The 14,083-nt window shown below is 35.0% G+C and carries 12 protein-coding genes, 2 pseudogenes and 1 riboswitch; of the genes and pseudogenes, 2 read left to right on the top strand and 12 right to left on the bottom strand.

The window, feature by feature from the left end; genetic code table 11:
* Positions 1–179: 179 nt before the first annotated feature.
* From ACFTQ7_RS10105 to ACFTQ7_RS10065, 9 genes and pseudogenes are all read right to left on the bottom strand, one after another.
* Positions 180–727, bottom strand: a pseudogene (locus ACFTQ7_RS10105) (GNAT family N-acetyltransferase).
* A 125-nt stretch (positions 728–852) separates the two neighbouring features.
* On the bottom strand, positions 853–1,581 hold the full coding sequence (queE, locus tag ACFTQ7_RS10100; protein ID WP_386828405.1) for a 7-carboxy-7-deazaguanine synthase QueE: 729 nt from the start codon (positions 1,579–1,581) through the stop codon (positions 853–855).
* The gene (gene queD / locus ACFTQ7_RS10095) at positions 1,574–2,047 is read right to left on the bottom strand and encodes a 6-carboxytetrahydropterin synthase QueD (RefSeq protein WP_349657894.1); all 474 of its coding nucleotides are present in this window, start codon (positions 2,045–2,047) and stop codon (positions 1,574–1,576) included. The genes queE and queD overlap by 8 nt, the downstream gene beginning before the upstream one ends.
* Positions 2,048–2,050: 3 nt before the next feature.
* A complete protein-coding gene (gene queC, locus ACFTQ7_RS10090; RefSeq protein ID WP_386828404.1) occupies positions 2,051–2,710 on the bottom strand; it encodes a 7-cyano-7-deazaguanine synthase QueC in 660 nt (219 codons plus the stop codon).
* 343 nt (positions 2,711–3,053) lie between these two features.
* A riboswitch (PreQ1 riboswitch) is annotated at positions 3,054–3,100 on the bottom strand.
* Positions 3,101–3,704: 604 nt separating this feature from the next.
* The gene (gene speE / locus ACFTQ7_RS10085) at positions 3,705–4,559 is read right to left on the bottom strand and encodes a polyamine aminopropyltransferase (protein WP_386828403.1); all 855 of its coding nucleotides are present in this window, start codon (positions 4,557–4,559) and stop codon (positions 3,705–3,707) included.
* Entirely contained in the window at positions 4,559–4,993 is a 435-nt protein-coding gene (gene speD / locus ACFTQ7_RS10080) for an adenosylmethionine decarboxylase (protein ID WP_082172725.1), read from the bottom strand. The genes speE and speD overlap by 1 nt, the downstream gene beginning before the upstream one ends.
* Positions 4,990–6,486 (bottom strand): aminotransferase class I/II-fold pyridoxal phosphate-dependent enzyme, encoded by a 1,497-nt coding sequence (locus tag ACFTQ7_RS10075; protein ID WP_386828402.1) that lies wholly within the window; start codon positions 6,484–6,486, stop codon positions 4,990–4,992. The genes speD and ACFTQ7_RS10075 overlap by 4 nt, the downstream gene beginning before the upstream one ends.
* Positions 6,486–7,661: a methionine adenosyltransferase gene (gene metK / locus ACFTQ7_RS10070; RefSeq protein ID WP_386828401.1), complete on the bottom strand. Its 1,176-nt coding sequence runs from the start codon at positions 7,659–7,661 to the stop codon at positions 6,486–6,488. The genes ACFTQ7_RS10075 and metK overlap by 1 nt, the downstream gene beginning before the upstream one ends.
* 682 nt (positions 7,662–8,343) lie before the next feature.
* Positions 8,344–8,463 (bottom strand): annotated as a pseudogene (locus ACFTQ7_RS10065) (radical SAM protein); the annotation flags it as partial.
* A 179-nt stretch (positions 8,464–8,642) separates the two neighbouring features.
* Between ACFTQ7_RS10065 and ACFTQ7_RS10060 the strand changes: the two are divergent.
* Positions 8,643–9,326, top strand: coding sequence for a GntR family transcriptional regulator (locus ACFTQ7_RS10060; protein ID WP_386828400.1), 684 nt, complete (start codon positions 8,643–8,645; stop codon positions 9,324–9,326).
* Positions 9,327–9,349: 23 nt separating this feature from the next.
* A complete protein-coding gene (locus tag ACFTQ7_RS10055; RefSeq protein ID WP_386828399.1) occupies positions 9,350–9,967 on the top strand; it encodes a sterol desaturase family protein in 618 nt (205 codons plus the stop codon).
* Positions 9,968–11,122: 1,155 nt separating this feature from the next.
* Here ACFTQ7_RS10055 and ACFTQ7_RS10050 read toward each other — a convergent pair.
* The 3 genes from ACFTQ7_RS10050 to ACFTQ7_RS10040 all read right to left on the bottom strand — a co-directional run bounded on the left by ACFTQ7_RS10050 (position 11,123) and on the right by ACFTQ7_RS10040 (position 13,907).
* Positions 11,123–11,638 (bottom strand): hypothetical protein, encoded by a 516-nt coding sequence (locus ACFTQ7_RS10050; protein ID WP_483869435.1) that lies wholly within the window; start codon positions 11,636–11,638, stop codon positions 11,123–11,125.
* A gap of 853 nt (positions 11,639–12,491) precedes the next feature.
* Positions 12,492–12,896, bottom strand: a complete 405-nt coding sequence (locus ACFTQ7_RS10045) for a hypothetical protein (protein ID WP_386828397.1) — start codon at positions 12,894–12,896, stop codon at positions 12,492–12,494.
* Positions 12,897–13,031: 135 nt separating this feature from the next.
* The gene (locus ACFTQ7_RS10040) at positions 13,032–13,907 is read right to left on the bottom strand and encodes a tyrosine-type recombinase/integrase (protein WP_386828396.1); all 876 of its coding nucleotides are present in this window, start codon (positions 13,905–13,907) and stop codon (positions 13,032–13,034) included.
* Between the last annotated feature and the right edge of the window lie 176 nt (positions 13,908–14,083).

Raw genomic sequence — 14,083 nt, 5'->3', positions numbered from 1 at the left:
GGTAGGATTTTTTATTATTTGTGAAAATAGTTTTTGTTACTTATCAAAGGTTTAAATAAAAACCCCTGATTTTTCTACGCTAAGCAGAAGAATCAGGGGTTTTATTAAAATCTATTGCTTTTTAATCTTCATAAGAGAATGTATACAAAAAACTTCTTTGTTCTTGTCTACTTATAAACTTATTTTGCGTTTATAAAATAAACTAGATGATCAGTCCATTTGTCGTCTTCGAATATGAATCCTTTCCTCGTGCATTCATACACCATTCCAACACTTTCTGCTAACTTTATAGATGCTATATTATCAAGGTTTATATGAGCTTCTATTCGATGTAATGTAATTTTTTATACGCTAGATCAAAGGCAGCTTTTACAGCCTCTTTCCCATAACCTTTTCTCCAAAACTGGTTATGAATTGAATATCCGAACCTGGCCCATTGAAATTCTTCCCTCATAATTGTCGAAAAGTCTATAAAACCAATATGAGTATTATCTTCTTTTCTAAATACTCCAAATACATAGACTTTGTCATCTTCAGCCATTTGCTGATGTTTAGTAACTAAATCACGAAACCATTCTTTCGTACAGATGCTCATATCTAATTTACCTTGATCGTATTTATGTTGAGAAGGTAAACGATTTTCATACTGGGTTAGCCAAGAAGAATAATCACCTTCTTCAAGAAATCGAATAACTAATCTTTCTGTTTCAGTTCTTATTTTATTCAATCGAACACCTCATCTAGAATACTTTCTATTCTTATATAGATTATTCTACGTAAGGTAATTATTTCCTTCCTATTAAAATAGTATTTTCTACTTCAAATAGAATATGTCTTAAAGCCATAAGTGCACTATACCCCTCTTTTATTCCCCCAAACAAGGGCATGCAACTGTGGCAGTACTTTGATATCTGTTAATTCCTCATCCTTCATCACTTTATCAATCAGTGCATGATATTTATCTAATAAATGTAGTATTAATCGTGAATTGTCAGTCGTCGTGAGATCATCATTACCGACTTGAAGATAAAAAGGAATCGTTGGATATCGATGGTGAATTTGTTTAGCATACTCGTAATCCTCTTGATTAAAAACGACTATTTTAAGAGATACATGATGATTACTGTTTCGATTTTCAAGTTTTTCGAAGATTTCAGAGAGCATCGAATAGTTTGTCGTCATACCAGAGCTAGGTGGCTTTGGGGAAATTGTCAACTCATCAATCTCATACATCCATTTTTGCCACCTACTACCTTGTGTTTCCACCCCGACCTTTATGTCATTTTCTTTTAAAATGGCAATGAGCTTCTCTAAATTTTGGATGAGTGCAGGGTTGCCGCCTGAAATCGTAACAAATGAAAAACCGCTGCCTCCGAGACGTTTCAGCTCAGACCAAATCTCCTCAGCTGTCATTTGGACAATAAGATGCTTTCCGCTGCCATCCCACGTAAACGATGAATCACACCAAGAACAGGAATAATCACAGCCGGCAGTTCTCACAAACATTGTCTTTTGGCCAACTACCATTCCCTCACCTTGAATCGTCGGCCCAAAAATCTCGATAACAGGTATCTTACTCAACTTCCATCCACTCCCGTCTCGCTTCTGCATAGCTAGTCGGAGTTTCATATAACCGGATAAACTCAACACGCGCACCGTTATATCTTTGTTCATCAAGCAAGGCCGCAGCCAACTTTTCGTAAATCCAAACAACAATATTCTCTGCCGTCGTATTCATTGGTGGAAGCGTCTCATTTAAATAACGGTGATCCAAATGAATCTCTATCTTTTCTTTCCATATTCCTTTAATATCACCAAAATCAATCATCAAACCCCGTTCATCAGTGTAACCACTCAGTCCTAATATTACGCGATACGTATGACCGTGCAGGTTTTTACATTTCCCCTCATAGTTATGTAAATGATGAGCAGCATCGAAGGTAAATTCTTTACTTACGAGAACGCGCTTTGCATGATAGTTCAATTGATTTCTTTGAATATCTACATCTAGTTTTTGGAGCTTATCGACGATTCTAAAATCTGACATGCCTTATGACTCCTTCCTGTAACTCAAATACTCATCAAGCCCTTTTTTTCGCAGTTTACATGCTGGGCATTCACCACAGCCATCTGCTATTACACCGTTATAGCAAGTTAACGTTCTTTCCCGAACAAATTCAAGTGCTCCAAACTGATCAGCAAGTTCCCATGTGTGTGCCTTATCCAGCCACATCAATGGTGTATCAATAACAAAGGAAGCATCCATCGATAAATTTAACGTTACATTCAAAGATTTAGTAAACACATCTCGGCAATCCGGATATCCGCTAAAATCCGTTTCACAAACGCCAGTTACAATATGCTTAGCTCGTACTTGGCTCGCTAAAACGCCCGCAAATGAAAGGAAGAGAAGATTTCGACCAGGTACAAAAGTCGATGGAAGCTCACCATTTTCTCCGTCTTCTACCTTTATGTCTTGTCGTGTCAATGCATTCGGAGCAAGCTGATTCAGGAGTGACATATCAAGAATGTGATGCTTGACACCGAGATCTTCTGCTATCTTCTTTGCACATTCAATTTCAAGACGATGCCTTTGGGCATAATCAAAAGTTACTGCCTCAACCTCTTGAAAACGTTCTTTTGCCCAGAACAAACAAGTTGTACTGTCCTGACCTCCACTAAATACAACAATTGCTTTTTCCTGCTTCATCTGTAAAAACTCCCTTGTTTCAAAAAAACAGCACTATAAGAAAAAGTACTGCTTCTTTTAGTTTTTTTTAGAGGGTAGCTAAATACCTCTTTCTTAATTGAACGATTCAATACCGTAGTTATCGATAATCAATCTTTTCCGAATTAAAATATTGTGTACTTTGGTTACTCAATAATGGTAAATCCTACAGTCCTTCTTCATGGCTTCGGCCAGACATTAAAAAAACCTCCTTGTAAAATGTTTCCCAACACTTTTCAAAAGAGGCATCACCAATCGTTCTAATAAAACGTAAGTAAAAACATAAAAAAAGCCACGTCCGATATGGACATGGCATAATTATCATGTTTCCATAGTTTTTTATAGAGGGTATCAGCTATGAACCTCTCCCGTTCTAGTCCGGGCATTCTTTTCTCAAATATAATACAAAAAATAGTAGAAAACGTCAAATGGATTTTTAAAGGCTGTTTCTAAAAGATTGTAGCTATAAAAACATAAGAACAGATTAATTTTACAAAATGTGCAGAGCATGAACGCTTTCTTTTGGTTTTGATTATGAATTCTCTTAAAATCTTGGAGATTCGTCATAAGTTGTGGATTACCTTATTTATTATTCTCTTCAAATTGCTCATTAGTTTGCTGTAGCGTACGAACTAGGATCGATAAGCTAAATATTACAGGTTCACCAATGATTTTGACTATTTGTAAGAATTGTGGAGACGTAGCCTCAATGAAAGTTAAGAAACTAGATAAGTTCAAATAGAATCTTATAGTTATACTTTGGGTCACTTCCAGTAGAGTAACCCTTTATTAATTTCTTACCTAAGGATGACCTCGCCCTTATGAACATTTTCTTTCAGACCCAACAAAAACCGAACTATCCAATGAAACTTTCATAAAGTTTTTTGGAATCGTTCGGTTTTTATATTCATCTTGTTTTGTTAATCAAGATTTTATTCGGCTTTATAAAGGAACGATTTAGTTCTGTCCCAGCCTCTTATTCATCACGATCAAGTGACTCTTTCACAAATGTAGGAAGTGCGAATGCGCCAACGTGTAAATCTGTATTGTAATATTTCGTTTTTAGATCAAATTTGTCCCAAGCATTTACTTGAATATCTTTAATTGGATGTAATGCTTTTGAAGCAAATCCGAATAGCCAGTGTCCCGATGGGTATGTTGGCATATGGAATTGATATACGCTCGCGATTGGGAAAATACCTTTAATTTTTTTATGTGCTTTGCGCATGTTTTCTGCATACTCGGCAAAGTATGGAGATTCATGTTGGTTAATTAAAATTCCTTTTTCATTTAATACACGGTAACATTCTTTATAGAAAGCTGTTGTAAATAAACCTTCACCGACTGAAATTGGATCAGTAGAATCTACTAATATTAAATCGAATGACTGATTAGCTGCGTTTTGAACATAAGCTAAGCCATCATCGAAAATCATTTCCATACGTGGATCTTCTTCGACACCAGCAGCTGTAATTGGAAGATATTTTTGGCTCAAACGGAATACTAACTCATCGATTTCTACCATTACTACTTTTTCTACTGATTCGTAACGTAGTACTTCACGAGCAGTACCCCCATCACCACCACCGATAATTAATATCTTTTTTATGTCTGGGTTAGTAGCGAATGCTGGGTGCGTAATCATATCGTGATAAACGAACTCATCTTTTTCATTAACCATCATCAAACCGTCTAACGTGAAGAAAGTACCAAACTCTTCACTTTTATAAAAATCGATTTTTTGGAACGGAGATTGTTCACTATGAATTTCTTCGTTGTATCCGATTGAAAATTTACAGTGATCGCTCCATTGTTCTGTATACCATTTCATTAAATCACGTCCTCTAATACTTCTTGTTTCACTAGAATTGTATCAATTTCTTGTTCTGCAAATTGGCGAATTTTATCTGCCATTCCACGTGGTACTTCAAATGATTCTGTCTTTTTCGCTTGCAGTTTTTGTTCTAAATATTCTGCTGCCTTCCAAGGACTTACTGAGTCACCACATGTGTAAACATCTACAGAAGCAAATCCGTATTCTGGCCAAGTATGAATCGTTAAATGTGATTCAGCAATAATTACTGCACCCGAAACACCATATGGGTTGAAATGATGGAAGCAAGATTCTACAATTGTTGCCCCAGAATAGTCAGCAGCTTCATTCATAAACTGCTCGATTAATGCGTTTTGCTCAATAATTTCACTTGGGCAACCATAGAATTCAATTAATACGTGTCTACCTAATGTTGATAATTCAATGCTCATTTATTTGTCTCCCTTACGACTGTAATATAATTTTCTTCTTTCGTTTCGAACAGAACATTCCCAAAATTAAGAAAATAGAAGTTATATAATTCTACTACTTCCTCTGAAATAACTTCACCAGGGATAATTAGTGGTATTCCTGGTGGATAAATCATTAATGAATCTGCACTAATTCGACCTACCGCATCATAAATTAAAATTGTTTCTGTTTCAGCATTACACGCCTGTTGCGGTGTCATTGCTAATTTATTAATTTGATTCGCTGTCACATAAGCCGACTGAATAGCATCTTTTTTTGTGTGATTAAGTTCAATATCTTTTAACGCATGTACTAATTTACCGATTGTTTCACTCGTATCAACATGACTAATGACTGCCATTATGACATATCCTTCAGCAAGTTCTAATTGAATGCCATACTGTTGTTTCAATATTGTGTAAACTTCGAAACCAGTTAAACCGAGATCGTTCACACGAACAACAAGTTTCGTCCAATCATAGGATTGATTGAAATTTTGTTGTACATAATCAGCTTTAAGCACTTCATAGCGTGAATTTTTTTCAATTTCTTCAATTGCTGCATCAACAATTGACTTTAATTGGCTATAACGTTGTTGTCCATACATCGCTAATTCTCTTCGCGCTACATCTAAAGAACTCATTAATAAATAATTCGCACTCGTCGTTTGAAGCATATTTAATACTTTTTGCAAATGCTTCGAATCGATTCGTTTTTCTTGTAGTAATAGAAGCGAACTTTGTGTTAATGAACCCCCAGTTTTATGCATACTGACTGTTACTGCATCTGCCCCAGCACTAATCGCATCGTTAGCATCAGGTAAAAATGTTAAATGCGCTCCATGTGCACTATCAACAATAACTGTTACATTTTGTTCATGTGCGAGCTTACAAATTTCTTGCAGTTGATTCATTGAACCAAAATATGTTGGATACGTTACTAGTAAAGCTTTCGCTTGTGGATTTTCTGCAAGTGCCGCTTTTACATTTTCAACTGAAATTCCGTGTGCAATGCCAAAATGTTGATCAACTTCAGGTTGAATAAATACTGGTTTTGCTCCGCTTAATATAATGCCGTTCATAACTGATTTATGGCAGTTACGAGGTACGATCAATGTATCGCCCTGTTTACATGTCGCTAAAATCATCGCCAAAATTCCTACAGTAGTTCCATTTACTAAAAAGTAAGCGTAGTCTACATTAAATGCTTGTGCAGCTAATTGTTGAGCTTCTTTAATAACCGATTCCGGGTGGCTTAATAAATCAAGCTCCTTCATCGAGTTTACGTCCATTCTTAATGTCATTTCTCCAAGCGTCCATTTTAATGGGTTTTCATGTAGCCCCATTTTATGTCCAGGTACATCAAACGGCGTAACATCTTGTTTAGTATAATTGACTAAAGCTTCAAATAATGGCATGCGGTCTTGAGTGGCTAAAAATTCCTCAGTAGCCACTCGATTTTGCACGCATTGCATTATTGTCCCATAGCAACTGTTAAAAGTTGCTCTAATTCTGAAACTTTGTCTATTTTTTCCCAAGTTACGTTTACATCACTACGTCCAAAGTGACCATAAGCTGCAACTTGTTGATATTGTGGTTTACGTAGATTTAGCATGTTAATAATGCCATTTGGCGTTAAGTCGAATAATTGACGAATCGCTTTTGAAATTTCTTCTTTCGCTACTTTTTCTGTACCAAATGTTTCTAAAGCGATACTAATTGGTTCACTTACACCAATTGCATATGATAATTGGATTTCACATTTATCTGCCAAGCCTGCTGCAACAATATTTTTTGCAACGTATCGCGCTGCGTAAGCCGCTGAACGATCAACTTTTGTACAGTCTTTACCAGAGAATGCGCCTCCACCATGACGAGCTGCGCCGCCATAAGTATCAACAATAATCTTACGTCCTGTTAAACCTGCATCTCCGTGTGGTCCGCCTACTACGAAACGACCAGTAGGATTAATTAAAATGCGGAAGTCTTCATTCATACCAAATTGCTTCGCAACAGCTTTAATTACATTTTCTGTAACGTAATCAATGAATTCTACTCGGTCAAAATCATCATCATGTTGAATTGACATTAAAACAGTATCAATTTTAGGTTGCATACTATCCGTATAATCAATTGTTACTTGTGATTTCATATCTGGTCGAGCCCATTTGAATTGACCATTTTTACGTAACTCAGTTGCACGTTTGACAAGCATATGTGCCATTTCAATTGCTAATGGCATATAGTTTTCAGTTTCATTAGTCGCAAAACCGAACATAATACCTTGGTCACCTGCACCAACTTCTTTTGTATCGCTTGAAGAATCAACACCCATTGCGATATCAGGAGATTGCGTGTGTACTAAAACTTGTACATTACAGTTATGACCATCAATACCGAACTTATCATCTGTGTAACCAATGCCGATTAGGGTATTACGGGCAATTTTTTCGATATCTAGTTCTGCTTTTGTAGTGATCTCTCCACCAACAATTACTGTGTTTGTAGTTGTGAATACTTCACATGCCACACGTGATAGCGGATCTTGCGATAATGCTGCGTCTAATACTGCATCTGAGATTTGGTCTGCAATTTTATCTGGATGTCCTTCCGATACAGACTCCGATGTGAATAATACTTTTTCTGACAATTTTAACTACCCCTAACAAATTATAGATTTTTAGGGCATAAAAAAAAGCTCACCCAATTTTAAGGAAAGCTTCGAATACTATCAGCTGCTGTTCCTCTTATTGTTCACAAAAGTTAATTTTGTGCTCAGGTTCGGCCCACTGGATTCAGTTCATTATGAACTAAATTGTTTGGCCACCGTATCTTCGACCCCTCGTCTCAACGGTTATTAATAAGAGCTATATTATTATGCTGAGACTCATATTAAGTCATAAACAATTGAGTGTCAATTTATTTTTTAATATTTTTTAATAATGAATCGCTATGAAAATTAATTCATTTACCCTTTTGAACCAAAAAATACTTAGTGTAACATTTTACAAGATGTTAATTTTTATTCTAATAAGTGAATAAAAATACACACAAAGGTTTTTTATATTAATAATAGAACGAACTCCTATTAAATTTGTAAATAGATGTGTCAAATTAACATATTGTAAGCAAAAAAAATTTTAAATTAGCAAAGAAAATTCAGGTATTATTAGCGTCTTTTATTTATAGAAATCTGTTAAATTTCTATAATTCAGACTATTATTTTCGGTCAGTTCTAAGAAGAACATGACGATTCTTTGGTTCAAACTTGGTATGTTGATTAGCTAATTTTAACCATATTTATTAAAACTGCTAGGTTGATTTTGTCTACGGATACTTCTCACATATCTTTCCTTATCTTTAAAACCACTATGGACATCAAAGCTATGAAATGAGAAATTCATTTGTCTTAGCGAAGGCTTATTTAATGCCTTTTCCCTCTTTCCACCAATTGTCTGATTCAAATAATTTAAATTTATATTGCATTCTACTAAGTATTTTACGGCTTGTTTGATATGTCCATTTATAAAATTCCTACGTATCATTGACAGAAAAATCAGACTTAGTATATAATTCTTGGTATTACCACTTTATTTAAGTTGTATTACCACATAGTAAAGGGGACAAGGTTTTGAAAGAAAAGGAACGCTCCTCAGATAAAATTGAGAATGAATTAATTAGATCAATAGTGGCTGGTGTTTATTCTGTAGGAAGTACTTTACCGCCAGAAAGAGAGCTTGCAAAAGAATTCGGTGTAGGTCGTCCAACTATTCGGGAGGTACTTCAACGTTTAGGAAGGGGTGGATGGATAACAGGGAGAAAAAGAATGCCTGCGGTTGTTAATGATTATTGGCGCAATGGGAATTTAACGACACTTGTTAATATTATTGAGAATCATCATACCTTAACAGATGAATTTATCATGTATTTATTAGAATTAAGAAGTTCTTTGGCTCCGACTTATATTCGTGATGCTGTCACGTTTAATCAACCTAAAGTGGTTGCTCTCCTTGCCAATCTAGAGCAACTCGAAGATAGTGCAGAAAGCTATGCTGCATTTGATTGGAATTTGCAAAAAAGGTGTGCTGGCCTTGCAGTCAATCCAATCTTCTTACTCATTTTAAATAGCTTCGATTCTATTTATCTGGATATGGCAAAAAGATATTTTTCTGTAAAAGAACATCGTCTGTTGTCTTTCGACTTTTACCACGGCTTATTAAAAGCTGCATTAAAAGGAGATGTAATGGAAGCGGAAAGGTTATCTACGACAACAATGGCGAAAAGCTTAGCACTCTGGAAAGATAGAAAAAAATAAAGAATACTGGAGGCGCGTGATAAATGAAGTTGAAATATTTTAAAGAATATTTTTTCTATCCTGATATATTAATCATGACCTGTCTATTCCTTATTAGTTTTGGATTTATGATTCTACATTTAACCTCTATCGGAATTTTGGGTGCTTTTATTTTGGGAATGATTATGTATTCCTTAGCTGAGTATGTTACACACAGGTTTCTTTTTCATCTGAAACCGCCAAAGAATGCATTTTTGTTAAAAATGCTTAAACGCTTACATTATGACCACCATACAAATCCGAATGAATTGCATTTATTATTTTTACCCTTATGGTATAGTGTGCCAAACATTGCAATTGCAGCAGCCATTTTTAATTTATTTTCATCTAACTTAGTAATGACAAACGCTTTTATTGCAGGTATCATGCTCTTTTTATTATTTTATGAGTGGAAGCATTATATCGCCCATCGTCCCCTTCAGCCAATATCTCCATGGGGGCGTTGGATGAAAAAGGTTCATTTATGGCATCATTTCAAAAATGAAAATTACTGGTATGGCGTTACGAACCCAGCCTATGATTTTCTCATGGGTACCTTTAAAAACCAAAAGGATGTTGACCAAAGTAAAACTGTTAAAAATCTAGAGAAACGAGGCGACTAGAAAATAGAATTATAAAAAAATGCCTTGTAGGTTAAATATTCGGTCCTATTCTGTCAACATAATTATAGACTTCAAATAAACATAAAAAAGTCACAACCCATTTAGAGGTTTTGTAACCCCAAAAAGGAATAAATTTTTCTTAAACTCTTTCTATGTAGAAATTTGCTTAGCTTATATTCTCGTTAAAATGTGAGCGCTACGTCATTATAGAGTTCTATGAAGTTACATCCATTCTTATGGAAAACCATGGATAGAATAAGGGCTGTCACAAAATTCACTTTTATGACAGCCCTTTGTATATTTCTCATACACAATAAATAGAAGTATTTGTTATTTAGAAACAACTTCTATGACTGTTGATTCAATTTTTCCCCAGCTTACATTTGATGTTTTTAGGGGCTCTTTTTTTATAATATTCCAATGTTTACATATTGAATGAAAAGTTGGAGTGAAGCTGATGATCGTTCAAATTTATAATTCTGTTTACATAAAACAGCACCATCCACACGTAATGGAATGGTGCTTTCTCTGTTTTTCAAAAAAACTTTATTTACTTATGATACTTTTCTCCATAATGAGTCCAAATGGGATTTTAATTCGGGCCAAATTTGGTCCAACAACTACAAACCCCCGAATACAAGTAGTAGTGGTTAGCCAAGAGTTGCGATTAATTAAAAATATTTAGTCAAACCGGATAGTCCTTTTGGGATGTTAGGAAAAATAACTGTTCTTGATGACTTCTGTGAAAAAAACGCACTTATTTATGATGTTCACCGTAACGTAACTAAATGAGGTTTTCGATCAAATGTACTCATACATTATTCTGGCCCTACGCATGTCAGCTATTCGCTATTAGTCGCTGCTTTACAATCATCTAAAAAGAGAGAGAGAACAGAACAGCATTTACGTTTCCTATAGGTAAAAACTATAGAATATTCATTCTATGAAAAAGACGAATAAATATTTGCTACCCATTCTTTCAATGGTTAACATTACTGCCGAGTCTAAAAAACTAGAACTATGATATGGCCCAGACGTTATCCATCTGATTAAATAAAAAACTGATTCTTAACTATCTATAAGCTATGGGATCAATTCTCTTTTAGTTTACAAAGATATTATATTTTAATCCTTTTTAACTTTTCCAATGAATTGTTACTTTTCCTCTTGATCACCATTCTCACCTTTATTTATTGCACGACCTTCTCCACCAACCGCATGCTGCTGCTTCGTATTAGAACTTCCTATGGCTGAATTAGTTCCTCCCGTACTATCTAAACCACTTCCGCTTGCTACCTGAGTAGCTGACGACTGTTTTTGCCCCTTATTTATCTGATTATTGATGATGATAACAATTTCTTCGTCACCATCACAGTCTTTATGCTGTTCGTGGGGTTCAGTCTGCTTCCCCTTCATACCGCTGTTTCTAGCTACCCCTTGTGCTCCCACACTTTGCTGTTGATCGGTATTCGAGGAATCTATTGCAGCATTACTACCAGCTGCACTATTTCTTCCTGCCCCACTTGCAATTTGCGTGGTATTAGGTGCACTAGTGAACTGATTATTTATAACAATTACAACCTTTAACTTATCCGATACAGGAGCATCAGTCCTAATTTCTTCTCCATCTTTTTTTACAATAATCCTTACTTTTTCATTTTTACTTTCCACACCGCTTTGTAATTCCTTGGAATTAGACCCATCATTACTATCTTTATGATTTCGTTGATTTGACATTATACCACCTTCTTTTCAATTTAGAATAATATATCTTATTCGAAGAAGAAATTTAGGTTTAGTCAAATACATTAATTTAACTAAAGTATTATTTGGATAATATCTTTGCGTATAGCATTCTATAAAAATCTCCCCATGGCGAGGTGTATGTCTAACCGCATTATCCAATAAATTGTTCACGTATCACTCCAATAAGTGCGAATCATCAATGACATTTTGACGGAATTCTTTGGTTTAAATCAATTTTTTTAGAACCTTGCTATCCAGAGAAACTTCTATTCTCTGCTTTACCACTATTCTGTTCTCATAGTTTATTCTTTTTATACGTCCAAACAACAAAAAAACACTTATTCTACTATCTTGGGAAGTGCTGTACTATTTTTCAAAAAAAACCTCACTTACTTATGATACGGTTGACCGAAACTAATATGAAATTGTATGATCTATTTTCGCGCGTACGTCTATCTCTTTTGTTAAACGATAAAACAGACGTTTTTCTTCAATTAACTTGCGCCGTTAGTAAAAGAGCGAGTGCACTAATTGAACAATCACCCTCCCTTATTTTAAGTACATTTATTCATTATCTAATTAAGGAATGGATGAAACCGCATTTTTAATTATGCCTCGGCATAATTTCTTTCCCAAAATAAAATACCGCCGTCATCTGCAATTACAAAATAATTGCCACTGAATGAAAACCCATAACAATACAAAAAACCTCTATAAATGCGAACACAATTTTTATTGTGTCCTTCGACCAAACAGTTCTCAAACGCAGGTTGATAAATTATATCTTCACAAGGGTACAGAGGAGATACTCTTTGTAACAATCCCCGAATTTATTACTGACTGGCAGTATGCTCCCACCATATTTGCTTGCCAATTTAATCGATTTATTTTTTAAAACGTCGAAGCCTTCACAAATTAACAATGTTTCATCTAAATCAAAGTCATCTGTATAATCTCGGGATATTTTTTCTGCCCTTGCTAAATCTAGTATTCCCCTACCGTTACTTGATACGACAAGTAACAAATCGGATGATTCATCAAACCCGAAATATTCAAAACCACCAATACTAAAATTACCCTTAAAAGTCCATCCAACCGGACTTTTAGCAGAAGGTATTTGTCCCAATATGCTATATGTATTTTTTCTATGATCTTCAAATGCCTTACTTTTAAAGTAATCCATGATAACCTCCATTATAGAACAGTTAAAAAATATACTAAAAAACTATTAAATCATTTATAAAAGCGTGCACAAATTTTCAATTGTTATTTATACACGCTTAATCACAATCCAATAAAGACGAAAAACGATCTATTTTTATTCAAAACGCTCCTGTCTTTCAGTGAGTACCCACTTCCGTACATAGCCCATTTTCCCCTGAATATTTTCGATTGTTTTTTCACTTTGAAATGCCTTTTGCATGACGGTATAGCGCAAATCCGTGGCTCTTACATTTGTGCCGATATCCTTTGAAATCGTTTGGAAAATTCGCTCAATTGTTTTTGTTGAGATGGCTTTAGATTGACTAGCCTCGCTTACCCAAATCCATTCTCCCAGCTTTTCTTCATGTAATTCTTCTGTTGCTTCCTTATAGTGCGCCAGCATGTCCATTAAAATTGAAGTCAGCTTTATTTCTCTACGCCCATTTTGATTAGCAATGTAAACCACAGATGAGTCAAATTGAATATGAGACCATTTCATACGTACAAGCTCTGCTGGCTTACATCCTGTTTCCATAAGTAGTTGAACAATACAGCCATTACGTCTTGCTAGCCAAGCATGCTCCATTGTTTTAGCGTATTGAAAATAAGTTGGCCAGACATTCGCAATTTGGATTAATTGCTTCTTTGTCAACAATGTCAAAGCCTCTTTTTGTCTCTTTTTGGGTTGTAAAATAGCCTCATAGTCAAAGGGATCCACCCATTCTCTTAAAAAGACAAAGTCTACAAATCCCCGCAATGTAGCAATTTTATGATTAAACGTGTTGACATTTGCGTAGGTCTCTTTTATATAATTACTATATGTAAATAACAATTCTTTTAAATGATGATCTACATACAAGTAGTTATTCTCATGAGCAAACGCTAAAAATTGCTGCCCATCTATATTGTATTGCTTTTTCGTAGCAGCACTTTTCTTCAAAGAGTTTAAAAGTAAATAATAGCTGTTCCATGCTTCCACTAGTGTGACCATCTTGCGACCTCCTTATTAACTGTGCGTGTTTTATTTAAGTTTACTATATTTTGGGGGCGTCAGTTTATAATTCATTTATATAAATTGTAATGTCGGATAATCTGTAGTATTCATACACTATCCTGCTTCCAGTGTTCAAATGCTCCTTTCAAAAAGAAGAAACAAATGATCCTATA

The organism is Lysinibacillus sp. NPDC056959 (assembly GCF_042674095.1).
Classification (GTDB): Bacteria; Bacillota; Bacilli; order Bacillales_A; family Planococcaceae; genus Lysinibacillus; species Lysinibacillus zambalensis.
Note: the sequence above shows the minus strand (reverse complement) of the source record. Positions and strands in the feature narration are given on the sequence as shown.

Bases quoted from the DNA above. Each gene is read 5' to 3' on its own strand.
- speE (WP_386828403.1), bottom strand. From the start codon at position 4,559: ATGAAATGGTATACAGAACAATGGAGCGATCACTGTAAATTTTCAATC.
- ACFTQ7_RS10075 (WP_386828402.1), bottom strand. From the start codon at position 6,486: ATGCAATGCGTGCAAAATCGAGTGGCTACTGAGGAATTTTTAGCCACT.
- ACFTQ7_RS10055 (WP_386828399.1), top strand. From the start codon at position 9,350: ATGAAGTTGAAATATTTTAAAGAATATTTTTTCTATCCTGATATATTA.
- ACFTQ7_RS10045 (WP_386828397.1), bottom strand. From the start codon at position 12,896: ATGGATTACTTTAAAAGTAAGGCATTTGAAGATCATAGAAAAAATACA.
- ACFTQ7_RS10040 (WP_386828396.1), bottom strand. From the start codon at position 13,907: ATGGTCACACTAGTGGAAGCATGGAACAGCTATTATTTACTTTTAAAC.
- speD (WP_082172725.1), bottom strand. From the start codon at position 4,993: ATGAGCATTGAATTATCAACATTAGGTAGACACGTATTAATTGAATTC.
- queD (WP_349657894.1), bottom strand. From the start codon at position 2,047: ATGTCAGATTTTAGAATCGTCGATAAGCTCCAAAAACTAGATGTAGAT.
- queC (WP_386828404.1), bottom strand. From the start codon at position 2,710: ATGAAGCAGGAAAAAGCAATTGTTGTATTTAGTGGAGGTCAGGACAGT.